The organism is Vibrio sp. VGrn 2 (assembly GCF_009361695.1).
GTDB classification, from domain to species: Bacteria; Pseudomonadota; Gammaproteobacteria; order Enterobacterales; family Vibrionaceae; genus Vibrio; species Vibrio diabolicus.
In genome coordinates, this window is sequence record NZ_RBWD01000002.1 from 424,785 (window position 1) to 448,583 (window position 23,799).

The window sequence follows — 23,799 nt, forward strand, 5'->3', positions numbered from 1 at the left end:
AGAGTCTACTCACTTAATTATTATTGTTTAGCTTGGTTCATTATCCCCTGCTTGTCCCACCCAATTCGTTATCGACGTCACGAATCCTACTGTCGTTTAGCGTCACAAATTTATTATTGAGATAACGCTCACTGAAATTTTGGTTAAAAAATACCAGCCCGAAGGCTGGTATTTCGATTGATGTGAATTGCATTAGTTAAGCAACTTCGATTGGGCCACCGAATGAAGTCACTGGCGGTACTTTGCCGGTGAACTTCTCGAAGTCTACGATACATGTGTTCGCAGAAGTCGCCTGCGCAAGTTCAGAAGAGCCAATGTCTTGCGTTAGCGTGTTAGGGTCACCGTAAGTACAGATTGCGCCCTCTTTCTCGTTTAGAGGACCGTACCATGCACCTTCTTCGATACGAATAACGCCACGTGGGTAGCTGTCAGTAAGAACAGCACCAGCTAATAGCTGACCACGACCGTTGAATACGCGCACTAAGTCACCGTCTTTGATGCCTTTCGCTTTCGCATCCGCTGGGTTGATGTAAACAGGCTCACGACCTTGCACCGCGTAAGTTGCACGGAACTCTTCAGATTCACACATTTGAGAGTGCAGACGCTTGTCTGGGTGACAAGACTGCAACCAGAATGGGTATTTATCTGAACCAGGGCCACCGTGTGAACGCTCTGATTTTTCGAACCACATTGGGTGTTCTTGACAGTGTTCGTAGCCGTAACGGCCGATCTTACGAGACGTGATCTCGATGAAACCAGACGGCGTACCTAGTGGGTTAAGCTCAGGGTCTTTACGGAAGTCCGCATGACGAACCCAAGGTTTACCTTCACCGAAGTCTAGTACGCTCTTCTCCCAGAACTCGTTGAATTCTGGCATTTCAAACTTACCTTCGTTCGCTTTTTTACAATCGTTGTAAAGGCTTTCGATCCATTCCATCTCGCTCATACCACGAGTGTATTCTTCGCGGCGACCAAAACGCTGAGTTAGTTCACTCATGATTTGGAAGTCAGGCTTAGATTGGAACAATGGATCGACGAGACGATGCATTGCAATCAGACCTTTGTTCGAGTATGAACCGTATACGTCGATGTCGTTACGTTCCCATTGCGTACACGCAGGTAGAACGATATCCGAGAAACGACATGTTGCAGTCCAAGCAAACTCGATCGTTACAACCGTTTGAAGCTTGCGGAACGCTTTCTTCATGCGGTTACGATCTTGATGGTGGTGCCATGGGTTACAACCCGAGATCACCATCATCTTGAAGTCTGGCAGTTTCACTTTACCGCCGTTGTAGTTGATCTCTTTGCCTGGCTCAAGCAGACAGTCGATCCAACGTGCAACTGGGATAGTACGGCTGTAACCGTTAAAGTCGTTGTTGTCCCACTTCGGCTTCATGCCTTGGTCAAGGTTGCGAGGGAAACCACCAGGGCCCGCGAAACCAGTTGAAGGTACACCGATACTTGAGTAATGGTGACCGTAAGAGATACCACCGCCAGGTAAACCGATTTGACCAACCATTGCAGCAACCACAGCCGCTGCCCAGTATGGCTGCTCACCGTGCTCTTGACGCTGGATACACCAACCCATCAGGATCTGTGTACGGCCACTGACTAGCATACGCGCGAATTCGCGAATCTTGTCCGCTTTCACGCCACAGATAGCCGCAGCCCACTCTGGTGTTTTCTCTACTTTATCTTTTGTCTTACCTTGAACGTATTGAATAAACTCTTCAAAGCCTAGACAGTAAGTATCAATGAACTTCTTATCGTACAAGTCTTCGTTGTACAGCACGTGCGCCACAGCAAGCATGAACGCTACGTCTGTCAGCGGGTTGATGTACAAGTGATCGTTCTCTAAGTAGCGCTGAGTCTTGTTCTTCACTGGATCTACAGATAGAACGTTGATCTCACCTTTCGCTACTTTTTCTTTTAGTTGTGCTAGGTACTTGAACGACTCATGCGTTTCACAGTTCCAACCTACTTGAAGGTTTTTCACTGGATCGTTAGCCCAAAGAACGATGTTGTCAGAGTTCTCTAGGATTTCAGACCAAGACGTACCTTGTGCGTAAACTTCCGTTGAACCAAGTACGTAAGGCATGATGGTTTGACCTGCACCCGTCGAGTAGTCACCTACTTTCGTGATGAAGTTGCCGTGCATACCTACTGCACGTTGCATGTGCGCGGTACAGTTGTTGAATGAACCTGTTTGGTTCCAACCCGTTTGACCTGCGTGTAGCGCCCATGGACCGTAGTCTTTTTGAATACGTTCTAGTTCGCGGTAGAACAAATCTAGCGCTTCATCCCAAGTCACGCGGATGAAACGGTTGTTACCGCGGGTATCCGCGCTGTATTTATGTTTCTTCAACCAATCTAGACGAACCATTGGGTAACGAACACGTGAAGGGCTGTAGATAATACCCTTGATGCCGTTCAACATTTCTGTTGGGTTTTTGTCTAGCTCTAGCGGCTTGATCTCTTGAACTTTACCCGCGTAGATGTGGGCGCGGAACGCGCCCCAGTGAGAACCTGTTACTTTCCAAGTACCTGTCGTCTCAACGGCATTGGCAGAGGCTGATGCCAATAAGCTAGGACCAATAACTGACGCTGCACTTGTGGTTGCTACACCTTTAAGAAAACTTCTTCGTGTAATAGCCATTTAAATTACTCCAATCCGACGCTTATTAGTGGTGACCTTCAGCATAATCTGAAGAGTGTTTCTGTAGATACTTCAAGATCAGGGCTTCACTGTCTGTATCTAGGTTAACGAACGCCAACATACCGTCGAACATACCTGGCCAGGTGTTCGCGTCGAAGTGCGCTTCCGCAGGTTGCGTGTGACATACAGAACAGTTGGTCTTGTACGCTTCACGAGATTTTTCCCAAACAGGATTGATGTCGTTCAGCATAGACTCTTTCTTAAGCCATACTTTCGCCGCCACTTTTTCCCATGGAAGACCCGTTAGCTCATCCACTTTTTTCTCACCAGTCGTCACAATGTTGCTATCTGTCGCTGCTTCTTTCATCAGAGACGCAGTCGCAATGTTCTTACCGAAGTCTTCTTGAATTACGCGACCAAAACCTTTCGCTTTACGCCAGCCATCGATTTCGATTTCAACAAACTCGCCTTTGTCTTCAAGAACTTTAACGGTCGATGCTGGATTAAGAAGACCGGCTTCTTTAGTGCCTTGTGCATCAAAGTAAATTGGTAGGTGACGAACACTCACTAGTTGCTGACCTACAGAGTAATCTGTATTTGAAGTCATACCTTCTAGGTCACCCACGATACCGCCGATGCTGTCCATACCTGCTGGCAGGTTATGCGCGATACCTTTATGACAGTCAACACAGCTTTGATCTTTCTCTGCTGCTTGCTTCATTTGGATACGAGCCGTTGGAGACATTTGCTCGAAATCCATCGATTCGTAGTTGTGACAGTTCTTACACTCTAAAGATTTGTTTGCCGAGAAACGATCCCATTCGTGTTTCGCAAGTTCGATACGACGCTCTTCGAACACACCAGGTTCATCGTAGTTGCCAAATACCTGTGCAAATACCTCTTTAGATGCCTGCATTTTACGAGCAATTTTGTCTGTCCAGTTATGAGGAACGTGACAGTCAGGGCAAGTAGCACGAACGCCTGAATGGTTTTTCCAGTGAACCGTTTCTTGCAGCTCAACGTACACGTTGTCACGCATTGTGTGACAACTAATACAGAATTCTTCTGTGTTGGTTGCTTCTAGAGCGGTGTTAAAGCCACCCCAAAAGATAACACCAGCAATGAAGCCGCCCATAGTCAGCACACCTAGGCTGATATGTACAGCTGGGCGCGTCATGGTACGCCACAGTTTAATGATTAATGATTTCATTATTTGCTCTCTTAAAATCTTTTCAAAAGTGTGGTTATGAGCTCACAGGCTTACATGCCGTGCGCGCCTGGAGGTCCAAAGAAGAACACTTGCAACATCCAAACGATGAACCCGTAACCGCCGACAAAAGCCACACTCAGAATTGGGAAGAGAACAACTGCAATGAAGAGGAACGACTTCCACTCCAGGGAGCGTTTTTCACCACTCTCAATTTTATTAACATCACTCATACATTTGCCTATTTTGTATCTAGTGTTATTGAAAAGCCCGCGTAACCAAGCTTAAGTTTTTTACAATCTCTAATGGAAAATGTTAGACCATACTAATAGTAAGGTTCAATCAAATAAGAGCTCTCAGACCTTGTAATTCAACACTTTTTTGAGCTCATCCAGAGATGTGATTGATTGATGTTATTTATTAAAAAACATGAACAGATGTGACAAAATAAGTCTTTTAACTAATTGTTAAAATGACAACATTTACCAAACATAAGTTACATTTGGATAGTAATTAACGGGTCATAAATTGGCTTAAAAACCCGTCAAAAGATAATCAATTGTAAATAAAATGATGCAAAACAATGACGAAAATAGCGCTAAAGGTTTACGTTGAGAACATCAAAAAATGCACATTGATGTTCATATAAAGGAGGAGCTTAGTTACAATTATTCGCGGATTTTCGAGGAGCGATTATGGATAGCGTGGTGGATATAAGTTGGACCAAACTGGCATTGTTTGGTCTGATTTTGTTGGTTCCCTTCTTTATTAATGCCCGCTACAAATTAGGGATTGCGAAAGACACGATAATCAGTGTTATTCGTATGACACTTCAGCTCATATTGATTGGCGTGTATTTAGAATATCTTTTTCAATTAAACAGCTTACTTATCAATATACTTTGGCTTGCCATCATGCTACTGATTGGTGCAAGCTCAATTGCAGGAAAAGCTCGTCTACCTAAAAAGCCACTTATGCTTCCTCTTCTTACAGGCTTAACCTGTGGTCTAATTCCACTTCTTATAGCGATTACCGCAGGCCTAGTGCAGCCATCCCCTATTTACAACGCCCAGTATATGATCCCACTTGCGGGCATGCTATTGGGTAACAGCTTAAGTAGTAACATCATCGCACTGCAGAATTTATTTACGGCTTTTGAACAGAGACAATCAGAATACGAGGCTGCTATCTCACTTGGTGCCTCTCCTCGTTATGCATCATTCCCCTTCATTCAAGAGGCCCTTAGAAAGTCACTTGCTCCAACTTTAGCCTCTATGGCCACTACAGGGCTGGTTACCTTGCCAGGCATGATGACTGGTCAAATTCTAGGAGGCGCAAGCCCGATGGTTGCGATTAAATATCAGTTAGTGATTATGCTGGCTATTTTCGTCATGTTGAGTACCTCCGTCGCTATTACGCTGGAGATGACACTGAGCTGGGTACAAACGAAAGAAGGCCGGATCAAAATAAAAATCCAACAACCAGAACCTACCAAAACTCATAGATAGTTTAAGTGTGTGAACAAAGCCAGTTGAAGGGCATGTATTATCAAGTCAAACGCACTTTTAACTGAATCACTCATCCATTCTTTAAACATTCATCAAGATGCTTTCTGGAGAAAAGTCAGACAGAATTCTCTCGAGTATAAGCCTCTAATTTTATGAAATTTTCTTTGCAAGTTTAGATACGCACGGCCTTTGAGACAGGTTATCCACAGAAAATGTGGATAAACACCCTAAACCCATACGCAACAAGAAACATAGCAGCATAAGTGATCAATCTAATCGTCATGCTTTGATCACTTGCCTGACATATTCTAATTTTAGAGTAAAGATAGTGACCACAAACTTGGAGAGACGTACATGGATGTCTTAATGATCAAAGAAAATTACGATGAACTCCTATCCGATGCACCTCTGGACTGGCTCGTTCAAGAACCAAAGGAAGTGACTTCTCATTGGCTCCCAACCGATTTTGGCATCAATGAAGAGCTGATTTAACTCTCTCGATTTGTGTTAAACTTATCGACATGAATAAAAGAAAGGCGAACCATTTGGCTCGCCTTTCTTTTATTCTTTTAGATTTATCGTAAATGCTTGTCTTCATCACGTAGATAAATCATCCAATACCACATACCAACGAATACACCGCCACCAATGATGTTCCCTATCGTTACAGGGATAAGGTTATTTACGATGAAACCCATCATGTTTAAGTCCGCATAGTTTGCAATATCCGCCCCTGTCATTTGCCAAAATGCTTCCGGTGCAAAATATTTGATTCCAATCGCCATGGGTACTTGGAACATGTTCGCAATACAGTGCTCGAAACCTGCCGACACGAACATAGCCACTGGCAGAATCATGACCGCTATTTTGTCAGTTAATGTACGTCCACTAAACGTCATCCAAACAGCAATACACACCAGCACGTTACACATGATACCAAGCGCAACTGCAGCAAAGAAACCATGGTGCAATTTATGTTGAGAGATCGCCATCGCGTTGAGGCCAACTTGGCCGTGATCAAACATATACTGCTTGGTGACCAACATGCATGCTACCAACAAAAGAGCGCCAACCATGTTGCCGAAATAAACTACAAACCAGTTTTTGATTAGCGCTTGCCACGAGATCTTTCCACTCGCTCGCGCTACCAATGTTAATACTGAGCTAGTGAAAAGCTCACCACCTGTAACGACAACAAGAATCAAACCAAGACTGAAGGCTAGGCCACCGATTAGCCTAGTAATACCCCATGGAAGGTCGCCTGCGCCTGTTGTCACCGTGGTGTAAAAGATGAACGCAATACCAATATGAAGTCCGGCAGAAATTGCCAATAAAAAAGATTTGATCGGTGCTTTAGTTGCTTTACCTACCCCCACTTCAGCCGCGCGTTCCGCAGCCTGAGGCGGTAATAGTGAGTCAAACTGATTGAAGTTCATTGTGGTGTAACATTTAGAAACAATTAAAGAGGCGCGGATAATCGCTCCATTTCCCTACTTTTTCAAGCGCTATTTGACATGTTTACTAAAAATGTTGTTATCGAGAGATCAACCAATAAAGGTCAACTATCATTCGCAATCGTAACTATCATTGATACTTAACAAGTATTCTGCCTTTCGAACAAAGATCCTGCGTTATATCAGCCTGATAGCGCCATACTTAACACTTCTTATCGTTTAATGTTGCTCAACTCTTCTTTTCAGACTAGCTTGGTAAAAAAAGCGTAAAGGAATCATTTATGAAATATTCAGCTGAACATATCGCCGAATTGAACCTACTTCTTCAGTTCGACCTAAGTAGTGCTGCAACTGGTATTAAAGTTCATACAGACGCGTCAGAAGAAATGCAGGCAGCCGTTGCTCGTCTATACGAGAAGCAACTTTGTACACAGCCTGATGGTGGTTATCTAACAGATGAAGGTATTGAAGTTGCAGAGCATGCAGATAAGATTTTAAGAGTCCTTTCTGTGTAATTTGAACAAAAACGCCACCGAATTCGGTGGCGTTTTTTATTGGTCCCTACATTTTGTTCCTGCCGAAACCTGAGGCGCTAATCGTTTTTTCATTTTACTAAATGGCTGAACCTTGTCGTACAACCAATTAAAGCCTGTGGCATAAAATAGGAAGAATACTAGGAAGCCAGCTTCCAACACCAGAGCTTGGAGAAGCGTAATTTCTAAGAACCAAGCAATGACGGGTATAGAGATAAAGATCAACCCTCCCTCGAATCCAATTGTATGCCCAAAACGCATCGCTAAACTTCGCTCAGTTCGATTGCTGCCAAACCACTTATCAAAGTACAAGTTGTAGATGTAATTCCACACGACGGTATACATGCTCAACCCAATCCCAACTAACGCGAGATCACTCGATCCCTTTCCGGTGATCAATGAAGCCGCTGGCACAATGATCGCGAGTGCGATTAACTCAAAAAGTACTGCATGAAAAATTCGTTCGTTACGAGTCATATTTCTCTGTCCAAATAGTTCTACTCAATGCTTAGAATTTTATCTATTATTCAGATAACAAAAAGTTAGATACCATCGGCAAAAGCGATATGTTTACCATCGAACAACTGCAAGCTTTCATTGCTACATCAGAAACCGGATCATTTTCAGGCGCGGCAAGAAAACTGGGGCGAGCTCAATCCGTAGTCAGCCAACACATCATAAATATGGAGGTCGACTGTGGTGTTGATCTATTTGATCGCTCTGGTCGATATCCGAAATTAACCGAGAGTGGCCTCGCGCTCATACCTTATGCACAAGCGGCAATCAGCCAACTCGACCGATTGAACAACAGAGCATCACAGCTTTTTTCAACACCAACTAATAAATTGGTTTTAGCCATTGATGAAGGGATTCCTCTGACTCGCTTGCCCGACGTGCTAAAAAATTTAGAGCAACGCTTTCCACACTTGCAAGTTGAATGCTTAACAGCTTCAAGTCCGGATATCATTGAATTGGTCAAATCGGAGCGCGCCACTACTGGGATTATTTTGAGTGACTTACAAATGCCAAGACATATCGATTTCACTAATCTTGGTAACATTGCGTTCGATGTCTATGTCTCTTCAACACACGCTCTGGCACAGCAACGCGTCACTCACATTGATCAACTCAAACAACATCGTCAACTGGTCATACGCTCCAAAAACGCAGAGCCATGTGGTCTCAATCAAGCATTCAGCCCGGATATCTGGTACGCTGATAACTACTATATTTTGTTGGAATTAGCGAATAAAGGGTTTGGTTGGTGCTTTCTTCCGGAGCATTTAGTCGCGTATTCACCGAACACACTGAAAAGAGTTGGGGATGATTTCACAAAGCTGGCTTGGCAAGTCAATGTTGACCTTATTCAACATCAGAAATGGCATTCAGATCCCCTCCATCAACAAGCCAAAGCAGAGCTGCTCAATCTATTCGAGCAGACATAAATAAGTAAGTAGGAAGACCCAAATGGCAAATACATTGATCGTAGGTGCAGGCTGGCTCGGAACTCCGCTAGCAGAAACTTTGATGAAAGACGGACACCACGTTGTCGTTACTCGTCGTAACCAAGTTCGGTTAAACGAGTTACCCGCTTCATTAACTCACTCCGCATTATTCGATTTTAATCAACTTAACGCGGCGAAACGGCTAGATGAGTTGCTTAAGCAACATCAAATTACTCACGTTGTCGGTGCTTTTCCCCCTGGTTTTCGTAAAGGACGCGGACAAGAATACGCCCAACAATGGCAAATGCTCGCAAACGCAGCAAAGCAAAACAACGTTGAAAAGCTCGTTATGATTAGCTCTACAACGGTGTATCCCAACCTAGCTTCAGATATGGAAGAAGCAGATGCGTCACTCTCTTTAGCAGCCGACAGCCCTTATTTCTCTGACAATGCACGTATTATGCTGCAAGCCGAGCAGCATGTTATCGATTCTAATATTAGCTTCGTCATTATGCGTTGTAGCGGGCTAATTGGGCCAGATAGGCACCCTTCTCGCTTTGCAATGAGACTAAAACAAGTCAGTCGTAAAGCGCCTGCTAATATGCTTCATCAAGACGATGCGGTATCGGCGGCCAAATTTGCTTTAGATAATTTAAGCAACCAAGTTATTAACGTGACCACACCGCATACCGTCAGCAAGGCGGAGTTCTACCAAGCCGCTATAAATAAGAGCGAAAGTGAGATACCTCTTCCACCAGTCACAGAACAAACAGATAAACGCATTCTCGCAGACAAACTACTCTCACTTGGCTATCAATTTCATTTCAACTCAACTTTGGACGCGCTATGAAACTCTATCGACACATAGAAACACTTTGGGATTACATGCAACTCAAACATGAGCTGAAACCCGCAGACTGTTTGTTTGTGATGTGCAGTAACGATGTGCGTGTAGCAGAACATGCAGCAAATCTGTACCACCAAAAGTTAGCGCCTTTGATTGTATTTTCAGGGGGAGAAGGTCGTTTTACCGATGGACTGTTTGAAAAAAGCGAAGCGGAAACTTTTGCCGAGATTGCCAAGATGTCAGGAGTGCCCAGTGAAGCAATTTTGCTCGAAACTGAATCCACCAACAGTGGAGAAAACGTTCGCTTTACTGAGCAGCGATTGAAAGAGGAAGGAAAACATTGCTCATCGTTTATTCTGGTGCAAAAACCATTTATGGAACGCAGAGCTATAGCGACATTTGAAAAACAGTGGCAGTCACCCTACTCCCAGCTCCAAGTAAGCTCTACGGCTCATCCGTTTTTTGAGTATATTAATGAAGACATGCCATTAATGATGGTGCTAGAAGCACTAATGGAAGATTTCTCTCGTGTAAAAAGCTATCCAGAGAAAGGATTTCAAACCGAGCAGAACATCCCTCAGCAAGTCGAATCGTCTTACCAGGTTTTGCTAGAGAGATTTGGTTTTGACTTAGTCTAAGCCCTTTCTAGCAGACAACAAAAAGCCACCGATTACGGTGGCTTTTCTGTATTAATACGGATTATTTACCGAGTGCTTCTTTGTAATGCTGACGGCACACGGAGACATATTTGTCGTTACCGCCGATCGCAACTTGATCGCCCTCTTTAATCGCCACGCCATGTTCATCGGTACGAATAACCATATTCGCTTTGCGACCGCAGTGGCAGATCGTTTTGAGCTCAACCAACTTGTCTGCCCAAGATAACAGGTACTTACTGCCTTCAAAAAGTTCGCCTAGAAAATCGGTGCGAAGGCCATAACACAATACTGGAATATGCAGTTTATCAACAACTTCAGTAAGTTGGTAAACCTGCTCTTTCGACAAGAACTGACACTCATCAACAAGAATACAGTGACGTTTCTCAACCTCATTCAGAGCTGCGATCTCTTGATATAAATTGGTATCCTGACGAAACAAGTGTGCGTCAGATTGAAGACCAATACGAGAGCTCACTTTACCAACACCAAAGCGATCATCTAGTGCAGCCGTAAAAATAACTGGCGTCATGCCGCGTTCTTGATAGTTGAAAGAGGATTGAAGAAGCGTTGTTGATTTACCCGCATTCATTGCTGAGTAATAGAAATACATCTGAGCCACAGAGCATTACCTAAAGTTAAAGTTTTAATTTATGGAAATGGAAAATAAAAGGGCTGAATTATCAGCCCTTTAAAATTGAAAATTCAATTACTTACGACGCCACGTTGTGCCTTCTGGACCATCTTCCAGAACAATGCCCATTTCGGTTAGCTTGTCACGAGCCATATCTGCATTCGCCCAATCTTTCGCAGCGCGAGAGTCGTTACGCAGCTTGATAAGAGCTTCGATTTCAGCCACTTCATCATCGTTACCTGCATCACCTTTTAGGAAGGCTTCTGGATCTTGGTGAAGAATACCGATCACATCTGCTAGTTCACGCATTAGCGCACCTAGCTCGCTTGCTTTCTCTAGGTTTTCTGTTTTCAAACGGTTAACTTCGCGCGCCATGTCGAACAGAACTGAGTACGCTTCTGGCGTATTGAAGTCATCGTTCATCGCTGCTGTAAAGCGAGATACATACTCTTCACCACCAGCAGGAGCAGCATTTAGATCCAAACCACGTAGAGAAGTGTATAGACGCTCAAGCGAAGCGCGTGCTTGGTTTAGGTTCTCTTCGCTGTAGTTTAACTGGCTACGGTAGTGACCAGACATAAGGAAGTAACGAACCGTTTCTGCATCGTAGTGACCAAGTACGTCACGGATAGTAAAGAAGTTGCCTAGAGACTTAGACATCTTCTCGCGATCTACCATCACCATGCCACTGTGCATCCAAGTATTTACGTACTTAGTGTCGTGTGCACAGCATGATTGCGCGATTTCGTTTTCGTGGTGTGGGAACTGAAGATCAGAGCCGCCACCGTGAATATCAAAGTGATCACCTAGGATTGAAGAGTTCATAGCAGAACATTCAATGTGCCAGCCTGGACGACCAGGGCCCCATGGTGATTCCCACGTAGGTTCACCTGGTTTAGACATCTTCCAAAGAACGAAGTCTAGTGGGCTGCGTTTGGCTGTTTCGACATCAACGCGCGCGCCCGCTTGCAGCTGATCCAAATCTTGTTTAGACAGTTTGCCGTATTCGTCAAACTTGCGAACCTCAAACATTACATCGCCATTGTCCGCAACATAAGCAAAACCGCGTTCAATCAGTTTTTGAACAAGTTCGATGATTTCTGGAATAAACTGGGTTGCACGAGGCTCAATATCAGGACGCTTCATGTTTAATGCGTCGAAGTCTGCGTGCATTTCACCGATCAAGCGCTCGGTCAGTGAGTCACAAGACTCGCCATTTTCAGCCGCACGTTTAATGATCTTATCATCGATGTCTGTGATGTTGCGTACAAACGTTAGATCGTAACCTAGGTAACGAAGGTAACGTGATACCACGTCAAAGGAGACAAAAGTGCGACCGTGACCGATGTGACAGAGATCGTAGATGGTAACTCCACAGACATACATGCCGACTTTGCCAGCTGTAATTGGTTTGAATTCCTCTTTCTGTCTTGTGAGTGTGTTATATATCTTTAACATGATCTCTATCTATGATTGTGAATGAATAAAAGAAGGTCGAGTATATCAACTCCGACTTGGTTAGGTAATAGCAATTAACCGATAAAACGATAATCGGCTAAACTTCAAGCACAAAACGAAGAATTTCCTCTTCCTGAGTTTTTAAAGCACTAGAACTTAGGCTAGAATCTCGGGCTCAACACAACACAGTAAAGGAAAGTAGCATGATCACCCTTCACACTAATTTTGGTGACATCAAGATTCAACTAAACGAAGAGAAAGCGCCAGAGACTAGCGCAAACTTCCTTCAGTACTGCCGCGATGGCTTTTACGACAACACTCTTTTCCACCGTGTTATTGACGGTTTCATGATCCAAGGTGGTGGCATGGAACCTGGTCTACGTGAAAAAGCATCACGTGCACCTATCAAGAACGAAGCAAACAACGGCCTAAGCAACAAAGTGGGTACACTTGCTATGGCGCGTACTATGGAACCGCATTCAGCAAGCTCTCAATTCTTTATCAACGTAAACAACAACACATTCCTAGATTTCCGTAGCGAAAGTCTAGATGGTTGGGGTTACTGTGTATTCGGTGAAGTTGTAGAAGGCATGGACATCGTAAATAAGATCAAAGGCGTTAGCACTGGTTCTTACGGCATGCACCAAGACGTGCCTCTAGAGGACGTAGTAATCACTGGTACAACAATTGAAGAATAATTCGTAAGAATTATTTCTAAGAGATAAGTTAATGGGGAGGCATCGCTTCCCCTTATTTCTATGACAACATTATTTATTTCCGATCTTCACCTCACCCCATCGCGTCCGGATATTACGGAATGTTTTGTGACGTTCATGCGAACAGAAGCAACGAAAGCCGATGCACTTTATGTATTAGGCGATCTGTTCGAGTTTTGGGTTGGAGACGATGACAAAACTCCTTTTGCCAATCAAATCCGTACAGAGTTCCAGAAACTAACAAAGACTGGCGTTCCTGTTTATTTCATTCAGGGCAATCGCGACTTCCTATTGGGAAAGCGCTTCTGTAAAGAGACAGGCATTACATTATTGGATGAAGTTAGCCTCATAGACCTTTATGGTACTAAAGCGGTTATTCTCCACGGTGACACCCTGTGTACTGACGACATTGATTATCAAAAATTCCGTAAGACTGTTCATCAACCTTGGTTGCAATGGCTGTTTAATCACATTCCTTGGTTTATTAAGAAGAAAATTGTCTCAAAAGTTCAATCCGATATTCGTGATGATAAAATGAGCAAGCCTTTAGACATCATGGACGTCAATCAAAATGAAGTCGAGAAAGTGATGTCTCAGAATTGCGTCAACTTAATGATTCATGGTCACACTCATCGCCCGAATACACATTTTTTTGACGTCGATGGCGTTAAAAAGACCCGGATAGTTTTAGGGGATTGGTATACGCAAGGCTCAGTTTTACAAGTAAATTCTGATGGCTTTGACCTACAAACGAGACCATTCATACAGAATTTGCGTTAAGCATGTAGAGCGTGTAGAAGATTCACGCTCAAGTCGTAGATATTTTGTAAAAAATCGCTATTATCATAATACTAAGTTAAACAGAACGAAGTACCTAATTGAAGTATTCTTACGTAGCTCGCCAACCGATTCTGGATAGAGAAAAACGAACCATAGGTTACGAACTTCTCTTTCGAGACGGTCCTAAAAATACCTTCCCTGAAGTAGAACCAGAGCTGGCTACTAGTCGACTGCTATCCGATCATTTTTTGTCGACGCATTACAACACATTAGGGAACAAACTTGGCTTTGTTAACTTTCCGCATCAAAGCTTGGTGAATCTGGTCCCAACTCTGTTTCCCAAAGAGTCTCTCGTCATTGAAGTCCTTGAAGATTGTGAACCGACAGAAGAGTTGCTAGAAGCCATCAAGCACCTTCATGAATGCGGATACAAAATTGCTTTAGATGATTTTGTGCCGACGAAGGCTTGGAAACGTTTTCTTCCATACGTTTCCATGATCAAGTTTGACATTCGACTCGTACCGATTAAGAAAGCCGCTATTTTTATTCAGGCATTAAGCCCATTTAAAATCGACTTTCTTGCGGAAAAAGTAGAGACCTACGAAGAGTTTGAGCAAGCTTTAGAAGCCGGCTTTAACTATTTTCAAGGGTATTTTTTTAGCAAACCTGAGATGATCCAGAAAAAACGGTTGAACCCCGCGTTTCTTACAGTCATCCAGCTTTGTAAAGAGATTGCAGATAAGCCCATCGACTTCAATGAGGTTGAACGTCTGTTTTCGATTGATGTGACGCTGTCATACAAGCTGCTTACTTACGTAAATTCAGGATATACATTAACGACTAAGATTAAGTCGTTCAGACAAGCGCTTATTTATCTGGGTGAAGAGCGACTACGACGCTTTATTTCCTTAGTTGCCATTGCGTCCGTTCAAGAAGATAAACCAGATTCTCTTTACTCCTTGGCGATTCAGCGTGCAAGAATGTGTGAACTGTTACTTAGTCAAATGAACACTAGGTATGACCCTGGGCAGGCTTTTTTGACAGGCATGTTTTCTTTACTCGGATCTTTGCTCGATCAACCGCTCTCGGATGTCATTGAAGATATCCCCGTTGACGAAGATATAAAACTCGCATTAACCAGTCGAAAAGGCGTACTTGGTCACTTACTTTCAATGACGATCGCCTACGAACAAGCAGACTGGGAATTAGCTGAGCGGTATTGCACCGTTCTTAAATTAACCGAGCCTCAATTAGCAGACGCTTTTAATCAATCTACCGAGTGGGCTCAAGAACTGCTGTCTCAAACGCCCTAAATCGCTATAATGCCTCACCTCCAGCCTCGCAATTGTGAGGTTGTTTGTTTTTCCCGCTTAATTAATCGAGATTTCATTTTATGGCTTCTTCTTGTCCTTGCGGCTCTAACCGCTCCTACCAACAGTGTTGTGAAATTGCCCACAATAACCATGCTGACGTTACCACTCCGGAGCAGTTAATGCGCTCTCGTTACAGTGCGCATGTGTTAGGTCTAGTAGATTACGTGGTGAACACGTACCACCCAAGCTGTAATGCAGAAGAACAACGAGAAGGCATTGCCCAATCTATCGACAGCGATTGGTGCAAACTTGAAGTATTAAAAACAGAAGCTGGCAGTAATGACAATGAAGGCTTTGTCGAGTTTAGCGCTTATTTTGATGAAGACGGCAAACGCTACTGTATGACAGAGCGTTCTCGCTTCGTAAAAGAAAATGGGCTTTGGTACTACATTGACGGCACATTTCCTGAAGAAGAGCCAGAAGAAGAACCAGAACAGGATCCACGCTTGAGCCAGCCAGTGAATAGCCTAAAGCTAGGTCGTAACGATCCGTGTATCTGCGGAAGCGGTAAGAAGTTTAAGAAGTGTTGTGGGTAAAGGCATCCACGCTTAGCTTATTGAGCTCGCTTTAATGAGATTCCTGATCTCACCTAAGCTCGTCGGAATAACGTGAATATGTACTTTCGTTTGAAATAGATAACGCGACTTCAAATACCATTAGAAAATATACCGTCATTCTGAACAGCGAGGGACGAGCGTGATTCAGAATCTAATCGCCACCAGCACTGTTGCCGGTTTTTACCCCCGAATCAAGAACACTAAATTAAAAAAGCCCCTAGACTCGAGAGCATAGGGGCTTTCACTTATCTATAAGCAAGTTTACTTATGACGTTCTTTCAACTTGTTCACTACGTCATTCATCGATAAGCCTTGGTCTTGAAGCAATACCATTAAGTGGTAAATCAAGTCTGCTGATTCACACACTAACTCCGCCTTATCGCCCGACGTCGCCGCAAGCGCGACTTCAACGCCTTCTTCGCCCACTTTTTGCGAAATACGCTTGGTGCCACGGGCATAAAGACTGGCAGTATAAGAGGAATCTGGGTCGGCACTCTTGCGGGCAGCCAATAGCTGCTCAAGTTGATGAAGCCACACCATTTGTGACTCCTCTTGCGGATCTCCATCCCAACAAGTTGTTGTTCCAGTATGGCAAGTCGGACCAATAGGATTCACTTTAACTAGCAGTGTGTCATTGTCGCAATCGAGCTGCATGTTCACCAATTGTAATACATTGCCTGAGGTTTCCCCTTTGGTCCAAAGACGCTCTTTGGTACGAGAGAAAAACGTCACTTGACCCGTTTCGCCCGTTTTTGCCAACGCATCTTGGTTCATGTAACCCATCATCAGCACTTGGCTTGATTGAAAATCTTGTACGATGGCAGGTACCAGACCATCCACCTTTTCCCAGTTGATTCGCTCAGCTAGCGAACTTACTTCGGCGGCTTTCACACTCATAGTCGTACCTCAATGCCTTGTTGTTTCAAATACTGTTTTAGCTCACCAATGTTGATGACTTGTTTGTGGAATACCGACGCAGCAAGTGCGCCATCCACATTGGCTTTTTGGTAGGCTTCTGCAAAGTGCGCCATGGCACCGGCACCACCCGATGCAATCAACGGTACGTTACACACTTCACGCACCATATTCAGTTGGTCAATGTCGTAACCGTTACGTACACCATCTTGGTTCATCATGTTCAGTACGATTTCACCAGCACCACGTTTTTGTACTTCTTGCACCCAATCACGGGTTTCCCATTGAGTCGCTTTGGTGCGTTCTTCATCACCAGTAAACTGGTACACCTGATACTTGCCTGTCTCTTTGTCGTAGTATGAATCGATACCAACGACGATACATTGCACACCAAACTTATCAGCAAGGTCAGTAATCAGCTGTGGGTTCGCCAAGGCAGGGGAATTGATAGACACTTTATCTGCACCAAACTCAAGGATGCGCGCCGCGTCTTCCGCTGATTTAATGCCACCAGCCACACAGAACGGAATATCAATCACCTCTGCAACGCGAGCGACCCAACTTTTATCGACGACACGACCATCACTTGAAGCAGTAATATCGTAGAACACAAGCTCGTCAGCGCCTTCTTCAGCATAACGCTGCGCCAGAGGAACGATGTCACCAATGATTTCGTGGTTGCGGAACTGAACGCCCTTCACCACTTGTCCATCACGAACATCAAGACATGGAATTATTCGCTTTGCCAGCATGCAAATGCCTCCTCTGCTGTGAACTTACCATCTAACAGCGCACGACCAACAATCACGCCAGCCACACCACTGCCTTTTAGTGCTTCGATATCTGCTAATGAGCCAATGCCGCCTGAAGATTGAAACTGCACTTGTGGGTACTGTTTACATAGGTCGATGTAAAGCTCAACGTTTGAGCCCTCTAGCGTACCGTCACGAGAAATGTCCGTGCAAAGCACATGCTGTAGACCTACCGTCAGATAATCGTTGATCAGAGCTTCGATAGTCACGCCTGAATCTTCTTGCCAGCCAGAAATGGCAACTTTGCGCGTGCCGTCTTGATCGATGTTGATGTCTAGTGCGAGAACGATTTTCTCTGCGCCGTATTTTTCCATCCAACCTTTCACAAGCTCTGGCTGTTTTACTGCTGTAGAACCGACTACAACACGCTGCGCACCGGCTTCTAACAGATCAATCACGTCTTGCTCTGTACGCACTCCACCACCGATTTGGATGTTCGCTGGTGTGCTTGCTAGTAGCTTTGCAATCAAACCTAGCTGGCGTGCTGTCGTGTCTTTCGCGCCAGTTAAATCCACCAAGTGCAGCCAGTTAGCACCCGCTTGGTGGTACAAATTGAACTGCTCTGCTGGGTCGACTTTGTACTCGGTTACTTGGCCGTAATCACCTTGATAAAGGCGAACCACCTGTCCTTCGATTAAATCAAGAGCTGGAATAATCACACTAAATCCCTTTTATAATTCTAAGAAGTTTTGAATAAGCTTCGCGCCCGCTTTTGAAGAACGCTCTGGGTGGAATTGCACACCATAATAGTTACCGCTTTGAACCGCAGCAGTGAATGGATTTCCGTAATCACATTCAGCAATGGTGTAGTCTCCAACTGGCATCGCAAAGCTGTGCACAAAATAGAAGTACTCACCCTCTTCAATGCCTTTGAACAACGGATTGCCTGCTTTTGCAGAAACGGTATTCCAACCCATATGCGGCAGCGGCAAGTCTCCAGTTTGTAGCAGCTTCACTTCGCCATCACAAAGTCCGAGACATTCAACTAACTCGTCGGCTTTCTGGCCTTTTTCTTGAGACACTTTGCCCAACAGCTGCATGCCTAAACAGATACCTAATAGCGGCTTTTCTACCTGTTTGACCAAGCTGATAAGGTCACGCTCTTCTAGGTTTTTCATCGCTTCGCTGGCGGTTCCCACTCCCGGTAGGAATAACTTATCTGCCGACAATACGACTTGCGGATCTTTTGAAATAGTCACGTCATAGCCTAGGCGTTCAATAGCAAACTTCACCGAAGAGACGTTGGCACAGCCAGTATCGATAATGACAACTTTCTGTTCTGTCACTGTTTTTCTCCTTGCTAAGGTTAGCCTTAAAGTACGCCTTTACTACTCGGTAGCTCAGTGCCTTCTACTTTGATTGCTTGGCGCAGAGTACGACCAAACGCTTTAAATAGGCTCTCAATGATGTGGTGATCATTGTTGCCCGCAGAAGACAGGTGCAGTGTACACGCTAGTGTGTCAGTTAAAGAACGGAAGAAGTGAACCACCATCTCTGTTGAAAGGTCCCCCACTTGCTCGCGACTAAACTGCGCGTCGAACTTAAGGTAAGGACGACCAGATAGATCTAGTGCACATTGTGCCAAGCACTCATCCATAGGCAGGCTAAAACCAAAGCGACCAATACCACGTTTGTCACCCAGTGCTTCTTTCAATGCTTGACCTAACGCAAGAGCGGTATCTTCGACCGTGTGGTGATCATCAATGTGTAGATCACCTTCTACTTTGCACACCATTTGGAATCCACCGTGAGTGGCAATTTGATCCAGCATGTGGTCAAAGAAACCAAGACCTGTTGAGATATCGTTACCGCCTTGCTCATCAAGATTAACCGCAACTTTGATGTCCGTTTCCTTCGTGGTACGAATCACTTCAGCAATACGAGCTTTCACCGTGAGGTCTTTCAGGATCTGTTTCCAACCCATGGTTTCTGGATTGTATTGAATACCGCGAATCGCCATGTTTTCTGCAAGTTGAAGATCGGTTTGGCGGTCACCAATCACGACAGAGTTTTGGAAATCAACTTTGCCACCTTGAAGGTACTCTTTCACCATGCCTAGCTTAGGCTTACGGCAAGAGCAGTTATCTTCTTCAAAGTGAGGACAAATCAACACGTCATCGAACTTCACACCTTGAGACTCGAAGATCTCCATCATCATGTTGTGCGGTGCATCAAAATCAGCTTGTGGGTAGCTGTCAGTACCCAAACCATCTTGGTTAGTGACCATCACTAGACGGTATCCCGCATCCTGCAACGACAACAGGCTTGGGATAACAAATGGCTCTAGTTTTAGCTTATCTAAACGGTCTACTTGAAAATCAACTGGCGGCTCAACAATTAAGGTGCCATCTCGGTCGATAAATAGGATTTTTTGTTGCTTGCTCACTCGAACTTCCTTATTACTAATCTTGTTTCGTTCTCGGCATAAACCGAGAACGTTGAGAATTCTATTTATGAATAGTAGTTTCTAATGAAACCCAGTGTCTTTTCACACTCGTCGCGGTTACCAACACTGATACGCACGCAGTTCTCAATTGGCGAGTTACGCAGGATAATGCCCGTATCCCAAGCGGCTTTGAAAAGAGCATCGCCATCTGGGAATTTCACCAATAAGTAGTTACCCCACCCTTCAAAAACCTCCAGACCCGGAATCATCGACAAACCAACTTGTAAGTAAGCTCGGTTCGCGTTCAAATCGAGAACTTGGAACTTCGCTCGCGCTAGGCCTGCTTCAGAGAGCGCTTGAGTAGCAATTTCAGCAACTGGAACCGGTACTGGATATGGTGCGATCACTTTAAGAAGGACGTTAATCAGTTCTTCGTTTGCTAGCGTAAATCCACAACGAAGACCAGCAAGCGCGAAAGCTTTCGACAGAGTACGCAGAATCGCTAGATTTGGATATTCTGCCAATAAATCTACTGTTGACGCTTCTGGACAAAAATCGATGTACGCTTCGTCCATGACCACGATTGCGCGGTCTTTTGTCATCTCAAGCAGAGAGACAATATCGTCACGCTTAACTAAGTTACCCGTTGGGTTGTTTGGCGAGCATACGAAAACCAGTTTCACGTTATCTAGATTCGCTTCGATACCTGCGAGGTCTAGTTGCCAATCTGACGTTAGCGGCACCGTTTTGCGCTCTACACCGATGGTTTCTGCACTGATGGCGTACATACCGTAAGTCGGTGGGCAGTATAAAATCGTGTCTTCACCCGGTTCACAAAAAGCACGAATCAATAACTCAATACCTTCGTCTGCGCCGCGAGAAGTCAGCGTTTGTTCTGGCTTCACTCCAGCATACGCGGCGTAAGCAGAAATCAGCTCTTTCGGCTGGCATTCGCTGTAACGATTAAGACGAGCAAAGTCTGTTTTGTATTCATTGTTGAATGGCGATTCGTTGGCGTTCAGCCATACGTCACCTGTTCCACCAATTCGGCGAGCCGAAAGATAAGGTGTTAGTTGTTGGACTTGTTTACGCGCTAGCTTTTCCATCTCTTTACTCTCTTATTCTTACTTACTTGCTAATTTTTCTACACGGATAGTAACAGCACGTTTGTGGGCGTCCAGACCTTCTGCTTCAGCCATGGTGACAACCGTTGGCGCAAGATTTTTAAGACCGTCAGCTGAAAGCTCTTGAACCGTCATTCGTTTAGAAAAATCAGCCAAACCTAAGCTTGAATATGTCCGTGTGTAACCGTAAGTAGGAAGAACGTGGTTAGTGCCCGATGCGTAATCACCTGCAGATTCAGGCGACCAATCCCCAAGGAAGATCGAACCTGCGTTGTCTAATAGAGGCAGAAGCTCGCGTGGGTTCTTAGTCTGAACAATTAAGTGCTCAGGACCATAATAATTAGAAATAGAGATCGCTTGGGTGATCGATTCAGCAATAATGATTAAACTCGATGCGAGCGCTTTTTCTGCAATCTCTGAACGAGACAACTCTTTCAATTGACGACGAACGGCATCTGTCACCTGATCTGCAATAATGGCTGATGGCGTCACAAGTACAACTTGAGAGTCAGGTCCATGCTCTGCCTGACTTAGAAGGTCCGCCGCAATAAAATCTGGGTCCGCTGTTTCATCCGCAATCACAAGAACTTCCGAAGGACCCGCTGGCATATCAATCGCTGCGCCACGGAAATCATTGCTCACCTGACGCTTTGCTTCCGTCACGTAAGCGTTACCCGGGCCAAAAATCTTATCAACTTTTGATACGGTCTCTGTACCATATGCCATTGCAGCAACAGCTTGACCACCACCGACGTTGTACACTTCATCAATGCCACACAATTTTGCTACGTAAAGGATCTCGTCAGCGATTGGAGGCGGAGAGCAAAGCACAACTTTACGACAGCCAGCAATTTTCGCAGGCACGCCAAGCATCAAAACCGTCGATGGCAATGGCGCGCTACCACCAGGAATGTACAAACCCACTTTTTGAATTGGACGTGTTACCTGTTCACAAAGCACACCCGGTTGAGTTTCGACTTTAATTGGCTGTGGCTTTTGCGCTTTGTGGAATTTAGAAATATTGGCATAAGCTTGCTCTAATGCGTTTTTCATTGATTCAGACAAGCGCTCTGAAGCGGCTTTAATTTCCTGAGAAGAAACACGAATGGACTCAGGTTTAACGCGATCAAACTTTTCTGTCAGCTCGTTGAGAGCAGAGTCGCCTTCATTTCGAACTTTAGCGATAACCTCAGACACTGCTGCAGTGATATTTGCACCTTCTGCAATAGCAGGACGTTCTAAGATCGAATCTTGCTGCTCTTCACTTAAAGATTGCCAAACGACTGTTCTCATGATGTTTACTCCATCATTTTTTCAATTGGTAGCACTAGGATTGAGCTAGCGCCTAACTCTTTTAGCTGTTCCATGGTTTCCCAGAACAGGTTTTCAGAACTCACTAAGTGAACAGCCATTTTCTGCTTATCTGCAGAGAGAGGAAGAACCGTAGGATCCTCAGCACCAGGAAGTAGTGCTTTGATTTGATCGAGCTTTTCAGCTGGTGCGTGAAGCATGATGTACTTAGACTCTTTCGCTTGTTGTACGCCTTGCATGCGAGTCAGTAGTTTTTCAATCAGTGCTGTTTTGTCTGCATCAAACTCACCGATACGTTGAATCAGCGTCGCTTTAGATTTAAAGATCACTTCCGCTTCTTTTAAGCCATTCGCTTCTAACGTTGCGCCAGTCGATACCAAATCAGCAATAGCGTCAGCTAGACCTGCGCGAGGTGCAACTTCTACAGAGCCAGTTAGCATACATGTGGAGAATGGAACACCTGCTTCATCCATGTAAGCTTTTAGGAGTTGAGGGTAAGTTGTGGCAATACGCTTACCAGCTAAGTCTTGTGGACCGTTGTACTCTTCATCCTTGTCGATAGCGATAGACAAGCGACAACCGCCAAAGTCAAGTCGACGAAGTGGTACAAACTCACATGGTTCACCCAGGGCTTTACGATCTAGACGAACTTCTTCCAATTCATTTTCACCAATGAAACCTAAGTCAACAACACCATCCATAATCAGACCAGGGATGTCATCGTCACGAACCAAAAGCAAATCAATTGGCATGTTCTCCGAGTGAACCACTAAACGCTCACCCATTACATTAAATTTTACGCCGCACTGTTTTAGCAGAGCTTGGCTCTCTTTGCTAAGGCGACCTTTTTTCTGAATTGCGATTCTTAAGCGTTGTGTTTGCATTGCTTTTTCCCTGTGCAAGATTTTGATATCTAAGTAATTTTTGAATTAATAAAACTAAAAAACCCTCGAGAGATTGGAGTCTCGCGAGGGTTTAAAATCTGCTTTTACTTTGATTTCACCTCCGGGAGTTTCCTGCCTCCCGGGTATGCGTGCATCGCCCGAAAGACTAGATTGGGTGATGATGGTGATGAATGTTCATTACAAAATTACGCATACTTATTTAAGGCTCTATTGAGTTGCTTCGTTAGTAACCACACTAACCAAGGATTCTATATTTTTCAATACTGAATTTAGCATTTTCTAACTATTTTTTATAATTACTTGATTTTAAAGGATTTAAATTTAATTTCAGTTGAGTATCTGGGTAGAAATTAAGTTTCTATTCAACCCTATTCTTAAAGAAAAAGAAGAATAGTATGAATTTTCATCAAAACAACTATTTAGATCTCACCGCCCTTAGTAATTGACATCATTCTCAATAAAGAGACATCCGCTCACGTTTGAGACGACTCATTCAAAACTATTATTTTAGTGGGGCAA

25 protein-coding genes and 1 other annotated feature are annotated in these 23,799 nt (G+C 44.4%); of the genes, 10 read left to right on the forward strand and 15 right to left on the reverse strand.

All coding sequences use genetic code 11. The features are described from left to right. Window positions 1–196: 196 nt before the first annotated feature. From torA to torE, 3 genes are read right to left on the reverse strand one after another with little or no spacing between them, the layout of a single operon-like run. Window positions 197–2,659 (reverse strand): trimethylamine-N-oxide reductase TorA, encoded by a 2,463-nt coding sequence (gene torA, locus D8S93_RS05795; protein ID WP_041156583.1) that lies wholly within the window; start codon window positions 2,657–2,659, stop codon window positions 197–199. Window positions 2,660–2,684: 25 nt separating this feature from the next. Next, entirely contained in the window at window positions 2,685–3,869 is a 1,185-nt protein-coding gene (gene torC, locus D8S93_RS05800) for a pentaheme c-type cytochrome TorC (RefSeq protein WP_031780338.1), read from the reverse strand. A 50-nt stretch (window positions 3,870–3,919) separates the two neighbouring features. Next, window positions 3,920–4,099: a trimethylamine N-oxide reductase system protein TorE gene (gene torE / locus D8S93_RS05805; protein ID WP_005378141.1), complete on the reverse strand. Its 180-nt coding sequence runs from the start codon at window positions 4,097–4,099 to the stop codon at window positions 3,920–3,922. Window positions 4,100–4,561: 462 nt separating this feature from the next. Here torE and D8S93_RS05810 point away from each other — a divergent pair, with 462 nt between their 5' ends. Both D8S93_RS05810 and D8S93_RS25270 read left to right on the forward strand, forming a co-directional pair. Further along, entirely contained in the window at window positions 4,562–5,374 is an 813-nt protein-coding gene (locus D8S93_RS05810) for an ABC transporter permease (RefSeq protein ID WP_152812407.1), read from the forward strand. 366 nt (window positions 5,375–5,740) lie between these two features. Further along, entirely contained in the window at window positions 5,741–5,866 is a 126-nt protein-coding gene (locus D8S93_RS25270) for a hypothetical protein (protein ID WP_254903806.1), read from the forward strand. An 83-nt stretch (window positions 5,867–5,949) separates the two neighbouring features. On the opposite strand, the gene focA is transcribed toward D8S93_RS25270, so the two are convergent. Continuing rightward, on the reverse strand, window positions 5,950–6,810 hold the full coding sequence (gene focA / locus D8S93_RS05820) for a formate transporter FocA (RefSeq protein WP_005393324.1): 861 nt from the start codon (window positions 6,808–6,810) through the stop codon (window positions 5,950–5,952). Window positions 6,811–7,109: 299 nt separating this feature from the next. Here focA and D8S93_RS05825 point away from each other — a divergent pair, with 299 nt between their 5' ends. Beyond that, complete coding sequence (locus D8S93_RS05825) at window positions 7,110–7,343, forward strand: TIGR02647 family protein (protein WP_005378148.1); 234 nt, start codon at window positions 7,110–7,112, stop codon at window positions 7,341–7,343. 36 nt (window positions 7,344–7,379) lie between these two features. Here the strand turns inward: D8S93_RS05825 and D8S93_RS05830 are convergent, their stop codons facing one another. Beyond that, window positions 7,380–7,838: a PACE efflux transporter gene (locus tag D8S93_RS05830; protein WP_005390910.1), complete on the reverse strand. Its 459-nt coding sequence runs from the start codon at window positions 7,836–7,838 to the stop codon at window positions 7,380–7,382. Window positions 7,839–7,927: 89 nt separating this feature from the next. Here D8S93_RS05830 and D8S93_RS05835 point away from each other — a divergent pair, with 89 nt between their 5' ends. Genes D8S93_RS05835 through D8S93_RS05845 form a run of 3 tightly spaced genes read left to right on the forward strand, consistent with a single transcriptional unit; the run spans window position 7,928 to window position 10,291 of the window. Beyond that, window positions 7,928–8,806, forward strand: coding sequence for a LysR family transcriptional regulator (locus D8S93_RS05835; protein WP_005390908.1), 879 nt, complete (start codon window positions 7,928–7,930; stop codon window positions 8,804–8,806). Window positions 8,807–8,828: 22 nt separating this feature from the next. Further along, window positions 8,829–9,656, forward strand: a complete 828-nt coding sequence (locus D8S93_RS05840; RefSeq protein ID WP_152812409.1) for an NAD-dependent epimerase/dehydratase family protein — start codon at window positions 8,829–8,831, stop codon at window positions 9,654–9,656. After that, entirely contained in the window at window positions 9,653–10,291 is a 639-nt protein-coding gene (locus D8S93_RS05845) for a YdcF family protein (protein WP_104969280.1), read from the forward strand. Before D8S93_RS05840 ends, D8S93_RS05845 begins: the two co-directional genes overlap by 4 nt. 61 nt (window positions 10,292–10,352) lie before the next feature. On the opposite strand, the gene D8S93_RS05850 is transcribed toward D8S93_RS05845, so the two are convergent. Together D8S93_RS05850 and cysS are read right to left on the reverse strand one after the other, a co-directional pair. Beyond that, window positions 10,353–10,931, reverse strand: a complete 579-nt coding sequence (locus D8S93_RS05850; protein WP_005378154.1) for a thymidine kinase — start codon at window positions 10,929–10,931, stop codon at window positions 10,353–10,355. A gap of 87 nt (window positions 10,932–11,018) precedes the next feature. Continuing rightward, window positions 11,019–12,401 (reverse strand): cysteine--tRNA ligase, encoded by a 1,383-nt coding sequence (gene cysS, locus D8S93_RS05855; RefSeq protein WP_005390902.1) that lies wholly within the window; start codon window positions 12,399–12,401, stop codon window positions 11,019–11,021. A 203-nt stretch (window positions 12,402–12,604) separates the two neighbouring features. Between cysS and D8S93_RS05860 the strand changes: the two genes are divergently transcribed. The 4 genes from D8S93_RS05860 (at window position 12,605) to D8S93_RS05875 (ending at window position 15,806) form a co-directional block, all read left to right on the forward strand. Next, a complete protein-coding gene (locus D8S93_RS05860) occupies window positions 12,605–13,099 on the forward strand; it encodes a peptidylprolyl isomerase (protein WP_005390900.1) in 495 nt (164 codons plus the stop codon). Window positions 13,100–13,159: 60 nt separating this feature from the next. Then, window positions 13,160–13,897, forward strand: a complete 738-nt coding sequence (lpxH, locus tag D8S93_RS05865; protein WP_031780172.1) for a UDP-2,3-diacylglucosamine diphosphatase — start codon at window positions 13,160–13,162, stop codon at window positions 13,895–13,897. A 98-nt stretch (window positions 13,898–13,995) separates the two neighbouring features. Further along, a complete protein-coding gene (locus D8S93_RS05870) occupies window positions 13,996–15,210 on the forward strand; it encodes an EAL and HDOD domain-containing protein (RefSeq protein ID WP_005378158.1) in 1,215 nt (404 codons plus the stop codon). An 80-nt stretch (window positions 15,211–15,290) separates the two neighbouring features. After that, window positions 15,291–15,806, forward strand: a complete 516-nt coding sequence (locus D8S93_RS05875) for a YchJ family protein (RefSeq protein WP_152812411.1) — start codon at window positions 15,291–15,293, stop codon at window positions 15,804–15,806. 282 nt (window positions 15,807–16,088) lie between these two features. Here D8S93_RS05875 and hisIE read toward each other — a convergent pair whose 3' ends face one another. From hisIE to hisG, 8 genes are all read right to left on the reverse strand, one after another. Then, entirely contained in the window at window positions 16,089–16,724 is a 636-nt protein-coding gene (gene hisIE, locus D8S93_RS05880) for a bifunctional phosphoribosyl-AMP cyclohydrolase/phosphoribosyl-ATP diphosphatase HisIE (protein ID WP_104969276.1), read from the reverse strand. Beyond that, on the reverse strand, window positions 16,721–17,494 hold the full coding sequence (hisF, locus tag D8S93_RS05885) for an imidazole glycerol phosphate synthase subunit HisF (protein ID WP_152812413.1): 774 nt from the start codon (window positions 17,492–17,494) through the stop codon (window positions 16,721–16,723). The genes hisIE and hisF overlap by 4 nt, the downstream gene beginning before the upstream one ends. Next, window positions 17,476–18,213, reverse strand: a complete 738-nt coding sequence (gene hisA, locus D8S93_RS05890; RefSeq protein ID WP_258640766.1) for a 1-(5-phosphoribosyl)-5-[(5-phosphoribosylamino)methylideneamino]imidazole-4-carboxamide isomerase — start codon at window positions 18,211–18,213, stop codon at window positions 17,476–17,478. Before hisA ends, hisF begins: the two co-directional genes overlap by 19 nt. Window positions 18,214–18,225: 12 nt before the next feature. Next, on the reverse strand, window positions 18,226–18,840 hold the full coding sequence (gene hisH / locus D8S93_RS05895; RefSeq protein ID WP_006743042.1) for an imidazole glycerol phosphate synthase subunit HisH: 615 nt from the start codon (window positions 18,838–18,840) through the stop codon (window positions 18,226–18,228). A gap of 26 nt (window positions 18,841–18,866) precedes the next feature. Continuing rightward, entirely contained in the window at window positions 18,867–19,940 is a 1,074-nt protein-coding gene (gene hisB / locus D8S93_RS05900) for a bifunctional histidinol-phosphatase/imidazoleglycerol-phosphate dehydratase HisB (RefSeq protein WP_006743043.1), read from the reverse strand. Between the two features lie 65 nt (window positions 19,941–20,005). Beyond that, on the reverse strand, window positions 20,006–21,046 hold the full coding sequence (hisC, locus tag D8S93_RS05905) for a histidinol-phosphate transaminase (protein WP_005390873.1): 1,041 nt from the start codon (window positions 21,044–21,046) through the stop codon (window positions 20,006–20,008). An 18-nt stretch (window positions 21,047–21,064) separates the two neighbouring features. After that, the gene (hisD, locus tag D8S93_RS05910) at window positions 21,065–22,357 is read right to left on the reverse strand and encodes a histidinol dehydrogenase (RefSeq protein WP_005390871.1); all 1,293 of its coding nucleotides are present in this window, start codon (window positions 22,355–22,357) and stop codon (window positions 21,065–21,067) included. Between the two features lie 5 nt (window positions 22,358–22,362). Next, window positions 22,363–23,259, reverse strand: a complete 897-nt coding sequence (gene hisG, locus D8S93_RS05915; protein WP_134646885.1) for an ATP phosphoribosyltransferase — start codon at window positions 23,257–23,259, stop codon at window positions 22,363–22,365. 53 nt (window positions 23,260–23,312) lie between these two features. Next, window positions 23,313–23,450, reverse strand: a sequence feature (His leader region). Between the last annotated feature and the right edge of the window lie 349 nt (window positions 23,451–23,799).

Excerpts from the sequence above, each read along its gene's own strand:
- torA (WP_041156583.1), bottom strand. The coding sequence starts at position 2,659 with ATGGCTATTACACGAAGAAGTTTTCTTAAAGGTGTAGCAACCACAAGT.
- torC (WP_031780338.1), bottom strand. The coding sequence starts at position 3,869 with ATGAAATCATTAATCATTAAACTGTGGCGTACCATGACGCGCCCAGCT.
- torE (WP_005378141.1), bottom strand. The coding sequence starts at position 4,099 with ATGAGTGATGTTAATAAAATTGAGAGTGGTGAAAAACGCTCCCTGGAG.
- D8S93_RS05810 (WP_152812407.1), top strand. The coding sequence starts at position 4,562 with ATGGATAGCGTGGTGGATATAAGTTGGACCAAACTGGCATTGTTTGGT.
- D8S93_RS25270 (WP_254903806.1), top strand. The coding sequence starts at position 5,741 with ATGATCAAAGAAAATTACGATGAACTCCTATCCGATGCACCTCTGGAC.
- focA (WP_005393324.1), bottom strand. The coding sequence starts at position 6,810 with ATGAACTTCAATCAGTTTGACTCACTATTACCGCCTCAGGCTGCGGAA.
- D8S93_RS05825 (WP_005378148.1), top strand. The coding sequence starts at position 7,110 with ATGAAATATTCAGCTGAACATATCGCCGAATTGAACCTACTTCTTCAG.
- D8S93_RS05830 (WP_005390910.1), bottom strand. The coding sequence starts at position 7,838 with ATGACTCGTAACGAACGAATTTTTCATGCAGTACTTTTTGAGTTAATC.
- D8S93_RS05835 (WP_005390908.1), top strand. The coding sequence starts at position 7,928 with ATGTTTACCATCGAACAACTGCAAGCTTTCATTGCTACATCAGAAACC.
- D8S93_RS05840 (WP_152812409.1), top strand. The coding sequence starts at position 8,829 with ATGGCAAATACATTGATCGTAGGTGCAGGCTGGCTCGGAACTCCGCTA.
- D8S93_RS05845 (WP_104969280.1), top strand. The coding sequence starts at position 9,653 with ATGAAACTCTATCGACACATAGAAACACTTTGGGATTACATGCAACTC.
- cysS (WP_005390902.1), bottom strand. The coding sequence starts at position 12,401 with ATGTTAAAGATATATAACACACTCACAAGACAGAAAGAGGAATTCAAA.
- D8S93_RS05860 (WP_005390900.1), top strand. The coding sequence starts at position 12,605 with ATGATCACCCTTCACACTAATTTTGGTGACATCAAGATTCAACTAAAC.
- lpxH (WP_031780172.1), top strand. The coding sequence starts at position 13,160 with ATGACAACATTATTTATTTCCGATCTTCACCTCACCCCATCGCGTCCG.
- D8S93_RS05875 (WP_152812411.1), top strand. The coding sequence starts at position 15,291 with ATGGCTTCTTCTTGTCCTTGCGGCTCTAACCGCTCCTACCAACAGTGT.
- hisIE (WP_104969276.1), bottom strand. The coding sequence starts at position 16,724 with ATGAGTGTGAAAGCCGCCGAAGTAAGTTCGCTAGCTGAGCGAATCAAC.
- hisF (WP_152812413.1), bottom strand. The coding sequence starts at position 17,494 with ATGCTGGCAAAGCGAATAATTCCATGTCTTGATGTTCGTGATGGACAA.
- hisC (WP_005390873.1), bottom strand. The coding sequence starts at position 21,046 with ATGGAAAAGCTAGCGCGTAAACAAGTCCAACAACTAACACCTTATCTT.
- hisD (WP_005390871.1), bottom strand. The coding sequence starts at position 22,357 with ATGAGAACAGTCGTTTGGCAATCTTTAAGTGAAGAGCAGCAAGATTCG.
- hisG (WP_134646885.1), bottom strand. The coding sequence starts at position 23,259 with ATGCAAACACAACGCTTAAGAATCGCAATTCAGAAAAAAGGTCGCCTT.